The following is a 255-nucleotide window of genomic DNA, read 5'->3' as shown; positions in this document are numbered from 1 at the left end:
CGCCGTCGATATGAACTCTTGGGCGGTATCAGCCTGTTATCCCCGGAGTACCTTTTATCCGTTGAGCGATGGCCCTTCCATTCAGAACCACCGGATCACTATGACCTACTTTCGTACCTGCTCGACGTGTCTGTCTCGCAGTTAAGCTGGCTTCTACCATTACACTAACCGTACGATGTCCGACCGTACTTAGCCAACCTTCGTGCTCCTCCGTTACTCTTTGGGAGGAGACCGCCCCAGTCAAACTACCCACCA

Annotated in this window: 1 rRNA gene; it reads right to left on the bottom strand. The window is 53.3% G+C overall.

Features of this window, described 5'->3' with window-relative positions:
- A 23S ribosomal RNA gene (locus PSH41_RS20075) occupies nucleotides 1-255 on the bottom strand; the annotation flags it as partial.

This window comes from Pseudoalteromonas sp. CST2 (genome assembly GCF_028599385.1).
Classification (GTDB): Bacteria; Pseudomonadota; Gammaproteobacteria; order Enterobacterales; family Alteromonadaceae; genus Pseudoalteromonas; species Pseudoalteromonas atlantica.
This window is presented reverse-complemented; position numbering and strand designations above follow the sequence as displayed.